General features: G+C 62.2%; 4 protein-coding genes. 3 read left to right on the top strand and 1 reads right to left on the bottom strand.

Features of this window, described 5'->3' with window-relative positions; all coding sequences use genetic code 11:
- The coding region (locus BUE15_RS21030) for a T9SS type A sorting domain-containing protein (protein ID WP_139252484.1) at positions 1-742 on the top strand (742 nt) is incomplete at its 5' end.
- A 72-nt stretch (positions 743-814) separates the two neighbouring features.
- On the opposite strand, the gene BUE15_RS21025 is transcribed toward BUE15_RS21030, so the two are convergent.
- Positions 815-2215, bottom strand: a complete 1401-nt coding sequence (locus BUE15_RS21025) for a PQQ-dependent sugar dehydrogenase (protein WP_073289210.1) — start codon at positions 2213-2215, stop codon at positions 815-817.
- 161 nt (positions 2216-2376) lie between these two features.
- Here BUE15_RS21025 and BUE15_RS21020 point away from each other — a divergent pair, with 161 nt between their 5' ends.
- Complete coding sequence (locus tag BUE15_RS21020) at positions 2377-2841, top strand: GNAT family N-acetyltransferase (protein WP_073289208.1); 465 nt, start codon at positions 2377-2379, stop codon at positions 2839-2841.
- A 140-nt stretch (positions 2842-2981) separates the two neighbouring features.
- Positions 2982-6454, top strand: a 3473-nt coding sequence (locus BUE15_RS21015; protein WP_139252483.1) for a GEVED domain-containing protein, incomplete at its 3' end; no start/stop codon positions are given.

Here is a 6454-nt window from a genome sequence, read left to right as displayed (position 1 = left end):
GAGCTCGGTGCCGGTGACGGCCGGCTTCACGACCCTGCTGCCGCCCACCCTCAACGACGAGCCCTGCAATGCTACTTCTCTCTCTATCGGTGGTGCTCCGCTGGCCGCTTCTACCTTAGGTGCTACGGCCACCACGGCCAACGGCTACTCCAACCCAGGCTGCTCAACGGCCGCCAACCCGAAAGACGTATGGTTCCGCTTTGAGGCACCCGCTTCTACCAGTGGCCTCGCGGTGCGGGTAATCGGCAATCCGGCTGGCCAGGTACGTCTGTTCTCGGCAGCTACCTGCAACGGTCCGTTCACGCAGCTTGGCTGCCAGGGCGGTGTAGGGCCCAATACACAGGCTCCTCAATTGCTGCTGCCTGCCCTGACGGCCGGTACTACCTACTACGTTTCGGTTTCCGGCTTCGGCTCGAGCGACCCGCAAGGTGCCTTCACCATTGCGGTGGGCAACGTTCTCTCGACCGGTGTAGGCCAGCTGGCTCAGGGTGAAGTGACTGTGTATCCGAACCCCAGCCACAACGGCACCCTGAATCTGAGCCTGCGCGGCGTAACGAGCACTAACCTGGTGAAAGCAGAGCTGCTGAACGCACTGGGCCAGCGCGTGATGACGCAGGATGTAACCGTACGCGGTGGCGCTGTAGACCAGGCGCTGCCGGTGCAGAGCTTGGCCAAAGGCTTCTACACCCTCCGTCTGCAGATCGGCCAGAACACCATCACCCGCAAAGTAGTCCTCGACTAACCTGAACCTGAGTGGGTATTAATAAAAAGAGCGGCGCCTAGCGCCGCTCTTTTTCGTTTCTGCCTAAGTGGTCTACTGCACCAGCAGGCGTTGCGTAAACCGGGTGCCGCTAAGCTGCGTGTGTACGGTGTATAGCCCTGCCTGTAGCTGTCGGATATCAACATTGCCTTCCCGGCGCCCGGTCAAGGCTACCGTCTGCACAGTCCGGCCCAGGGCGTCGCGCACTTCGAGCGGGCTGGTAGCGGGTTCTGGTAGCTTTATTGAGAACGAGCCGGAGGCCGGATTTGGCCAGACCACGAGGGCATTGGCGCGGCCGTTGCGTACTGAGTTGGGAGTGTACGCCCGGTTTTCCAACACCAGAATCCGGTCATCGGTGGGGCCAGGAGTGGTGCGCCCGTCGCGGTTGCTGGTGCCGATGTAGATGCGGCCCTGCGGCGACACGCAGATGGCGCGCAGCCGGCCGTAGGTGCCCGCCCAGATGTTGCTCTGGCTGGTTACCTGGTCGCCGGCAGTGTTCAACTGAAGATGAGTAAGGGCGCCTGCTTTCAGGCTGACCATCAGCAATGAGTTGCTCCATTGCGGAATGGCGGGGTTTTGATAAGCCGCAATGCCGGCTACCGCCAGAGTGGGAGTGTAGGCAACCAGCGGCTCACGCACGTTATTGGCACTGCAGAAGGTTTGCTCGGCGGGCAGGTTGCAGAAGCCTTCTACGTTCGGCCAGCCATAGTTGCGGCCGGGCTCAATCAGATTGACTTCATCGTCGTTGTTGGGGCCGTGCTCTGAGCTGTACAGGCGTCCGGAAAGCGCCCGCACGAGTCCCTGCGGATTGCGGTGCCCCAGCGTGTACACCGCACTGCCGGGCGTCGGGTTGTTGGCTGGTATAGTGCCGTCGAGGTTCAGCCGCAGAATTTTGCCGTTCAGCGAGCCTATGTTCTGCGCCTCAGGCTGCAGCTGCGCATCACCAGTAGTCATGAGCAGAGTCTGGTCGGGCAGAATAAGCAGGCGCGAACCGCTGTGGGTGGTAGTAGCCGGCAGATTGCCGAGCAGCGTCAGCGGGCTGGCCAGCGTTCCAGCCGTAGCCGAGTAGGTGAACCGCACCAGCTTTTCCTTCAGCGCGCCACCCTCCGTGTAGTTGTACACAACATATACGTAAGGATTGGCGCTGAAATCGGGGTGCAATGCCATGCCCAGCAGGCCACTTTCGCCGGTTTCCGTTACGTCAGCCACTGTCAGCAGCGGGAGTACCTGGCCGGTAGTGGCATTTACCCGGCTGATGCGGCCGCCGCGCTCCGTCATCCACAAAAAACCGTCGGGGCCCCACAGAATTTCCCAAGGCGTGTCGAGCCCGGTGCTCAGGGCCGAGAGAGTAAGCGTGGTAGTCCCGACTGAATAGGTGGCCAGGGCCGGGTTCTGTTGGGCACCGGCCGGTGCAGCCAGCCCCGCCAGCAAGAGTAGCGTAGCAATGCGTTTCATGGGCAGAATTGATTGAGCGTGAATGGAATATATTGTGAGAGGTATAAACGGATATTCGCCTTGCTTGGATGAGAATCTAATCTGCGGCGTGCATGTAAATTTGCTCAGGGCCATCTGCTTATCAGCCGCCTGGCCTCCTGCCTCCACCGCATCCATTCCCTATGTCCGTTCTCGATTCGCAGCACCCCGAAGGATTCACCATCAGCACCGACCCTGCCCGCCTGGACGTAGCCGCTATTCATCAATACTTGGCGGAAGAGTCTTACTGGGCGAAGAATATGCCGCGGGAACTGCTTGAAAAGGCCATTGCTAACTCACTCTGCTTCGGAGTGTATGCTCCCGACGAGCAGCAGGCCGGTTTTGCGCGCGTCGTCACCGACTACGCCACGTTTGCCTGGCTCTGCGACGTATTTGTGTTGCCAGCGTATCGGGGGAGAGGCCTCTCCAAATGGCTGATGGAAGTGGTGTGGGCACAGCCGGAGTTGCAGGGCCTGCGCCGGCGTATGCTGGCTACGCTGGATGCGCATGGCCTCTACAAGCAGTTTGGATTTGCGCCTCTGGCCGCGCCCGAGCGGTTTCTGGAAATTCGGCAGCACAATCCGTACGGCGTAGAAACGGCGAACTAGCAGCCAGCGCACAGCCTGCTGGCTGGCCTAATGCGTTTCGGCCAGCCAGCCGGAGGCTAACAAATTACCTGCCTTATCTTTAGGGAAAACTGGCAGCCGGCCCTTGTGAGGCAGCCTTCGGCACCTATTACTCCGTCCTGATGATTTCACCTCTACCTGCTCTACCATCCGCTTTTCTTGCTGCCGTAGTCGGGCGCAGGTGGTGGCTGGTGGCGCTTTGGCTGTTCGGAGCTGCCGGAGCCCGGGGCCAGACCATTGCCGTAGGCTCTACAGCCGTGCCGGTGGTGGCGCCGGCTACCAGTGCCTACCAGTTCGGGCCGGTGTATCGGTCGGGCAACGACGCGGCTTCCAGCTTCAACTATTCGCGTTATGCGCACCTGTATACTGCGGCTGAGCTGGGCGTGCCGCCCGGGGCGCGCATCACGGCTTTGGCCTGGCTGAAATCAGATGCCGGGACTATTACAGGCGCCAACCGATTTGGCGTGCTGCTCGAAAACTCCACGCTGACCGGGCTGGGCAGCAGCCAGACCTGGGGCACACTAGCCGCTACTGCCGCGCCGGTTTACACTTCTGCTATGCAGCAGATAACCGGCGCGGCCGGCGACTACTTCAGCATTGCGCTGCCGCAGCCTTTCACGTATACCGGCGGCAATCTGCTGGTGCTCACCGACTGGGAAAAGCAGGGCAGCGCATCAGGAGCCGTGAGCTTCGTGACAAACCCGGCTGCAGGCCTGGCCCTGGGTGCCGCTACCAGCGCCGCCCAGTCTGGCACCACTACCCTCACAGCAGCCTCATACGGTAACCGCCGCCCAACCTTGCGGGTGACGTATACGCCCGGCAACGTTTGCGCGGCGCCGCCCGTGGCTGGCACCACGCGGGCTTCTGCGGCGGCGGTTTGTGCCGGTGCGCAGGTTACGTTGTCGTTGCAGGGTGCTTCCTACGGTACCGGTATGGCCTATCAGTGGCAGGAATCAGCTACCGGCGCTACCTACACCGATATTGCGGCGGCCACCGGCCCCACTTATACTACGGGGCTGCTCACGGCTACGCGCTATTACCGCGCCCGCCTGACGTGCAGCGGGCAGTCGGCTGTATCAGTGCCGGCGCAGGTATCCGTGAATGTGCCTGCTTACGCCACGCTGCCCCTTACCCAGACCTTTGAAGCTTCCTGGACCGACGCGTGCGGCACTCGGGACGCCGCCGCGGCCAGCTGGCGTACCAACCCCTTGGCGGGCAACGGTGCCTGGCGCCGCGAAGACGACGGAGTGTCGGCCGGCTGGACCAGCCCTTCGGCGGGCAGCTACACGCCTGCTGGCAGCCAAAGCGCACATTCAGCCCGATTCCACAGCTTCTATGCCGGCGCCGGCGCAGTTGGCAACCTCGACCTGTACGTGAACCTGAGTGCGCCCGGCCGCAAGGTATTGACCTTCGACTACGTGAATACGGCTGGCAACGACTCCCTGGCGGTTCTGGTTTCCACGGATGGTGGCGCCACGTTTGGGGCACCAGTGCTCCGGCTGGGCCTGAGCGGCAATGCCGGCCAGGGGTTCGTGCCGCAAAGTGTTGTTATTACGGCCTCCTCGGCTACCGCAGTTGTTCGTTTTCAGGGCAGAGTTACCACGGAGTTTACCTCCGATATTGGCCTCGATAACGTGGCACTGGACGCCCTGAGTGCGGCGCCAGACTGCGCTACCAGCCTTGCGCCGGCCAACAATACGACTGGCGTGGTACGCACGCCCACCATCACCTGGGCTGGTGGCGGCGGTGGTGCTACCAGCTATGATGTGTACTTCGGCACGGCCGTTCCGCTTACGTTTATCGGCAACCAATCAACCACTTCGTACGAACCGGCTGCGTTGCTGCCCGGCACCGATTACTACTATCAGATTGTGCCGCGCAACGTCAACGGGCCGGCGGTTGGCTGCCCGCTGGTGAAATTCACTACCACCTCTACTGCTGCCTACTGCAGCACCGACCTGGGCGCTTACTGCGGTCCGGGCAGCGCCAATATCTCCTCGGTTACGCTTTCCACGCTCAACAACCTCAACTCCGGCTGCAGCATCAGCAGCGGCAGTGGCTACACGGCGTATTCGGCTTCCGGCACTACCACTACCACGCTGTTCCGCGGCCTCACCTATCAGCTGGCCGTCACGACGCCGGAAGCCGCCAGCATCTCGGCGTGGCTGGATTTCGACCAGAACGGCACGTTCGATGCTTCGGAGTGGATATTGGTAACCACTGCCAGCCCGGTTGGGCAGCCCGCTACCGTCACCATCACTATTCCCCCAGCAGCGCCGCTGGGTGCTACCGGTTTGCGCATTCGCAGCCGCCTGATTAGCAACGTAAACGGACCGGAAGACGCCTGCACCAATTTCGGTTCCGGCGAAACCGAAGACTACATCGTGACCATTGGCGTGGCTCCTGCCTGCGCCCCGCCCACCAGCCTGAGTGTAGGCAGCGTCACGACTACCGGAGCCACCCTGAGCTTTGTGCCGGGGACAGCCGGCGGCAGTTTCTCCGTTATTTATGGTGCCCCGGCCTTCAATCCGGCCACCGGAGGCACTACTCTCACAACTACCAGCCCCACCGTAAGCATCACGGGGCTGACGCCGAATACAGCGTATCAGTTCTATGTGCGGCAGGAATGCGGCAGCAGCACCAGCCCCGTAGCCGGCCCCGTCAGTCTGACTACGGCCTGCCTCCCGCCCGTGTATGCGGCGCTGCCCATCGCGGAAAGCTTCGAAAATACCTGGGCCAGCGGCTGCAGCACCAACGACGTGCCCACTACCAACTGGCGCAACACGCCCGCCGCCGGCAACGGCGCCTGGCGCCGCGACGACGACGGCCTTTCGGCCGGCTGGACCAGCCCTTCTTCCGGCGAGTATACGCCGGCCGGAAGCCGAAGCAGCCGTTCAGCTCGCTTTCATAGCTACCACGCTGGGGCCAATGCCGTTGGCGTACTCGACCTGTTTGTAGACCTGAGCGCGGCCGGCACCAAGCGTCTGCTGTTCGATTACGTGAATACTGCTGGCAACGACTCCTTATTTGTATCCGTGTCTGAGGACGGCGGCACTACGTTTGGGGCCGACCTGCTGAAGCTCGGCACCAGCAACTCAGGCGCACTAGGCTTCGAGCCGCAGAACCTCAACCTGACGGGTACCTCCGCTACCAGCGTTATTCGTTTCCGGGCCAAAGTCACCACGGCATTCACTTCTGATATCGGCCTCGACAACGTGCAGGTGGAGTTGCTGAGCAACTGTCTGGTTCCGGTGGGGCTGCAAGTGCTGAGCATTACCGCCACTGCAGCACGTGTGGCCTGGGCCAGCGCCGGCCCGGGGCCTTATACTGTAGTGTATGGCCCTGCCGGCTTTGTGCCCGGCGGAGCAGGCAGCCAGCAGATTACCGGCATCACAGACACCAACGCCACTATTTCCGGCCTGGCGCCCGCCACTGAATATGAGTTCTATGTGCGTCAGGAGTGCGGTTCCTCGTTCTCGCAAAGTGCCGGCCCGGTTGCTTTCCGGACGGACTGTGTGGTGCCGGTGTACGCGCCGGTTCCGCTGAGCGAGACGTTCGAGAACAGCTGGCTCAGCCGCTGCGCCACGCGCGAGGT

It is taken from the genome of Hymenobacter psychrotolerans DSM 18569 (assembly GCF_900142395.1).
GTDB classification, from domain to species: Bacteria; Bacteroidota; Bacteroidia; order Cytophagales; family Hymenobacteraceae; genus Hymenobacter; species Hymenobacter psychrotolerans.
This window is presented reverse-complemented; position numbering and strand designations above follow the sequence as displayed.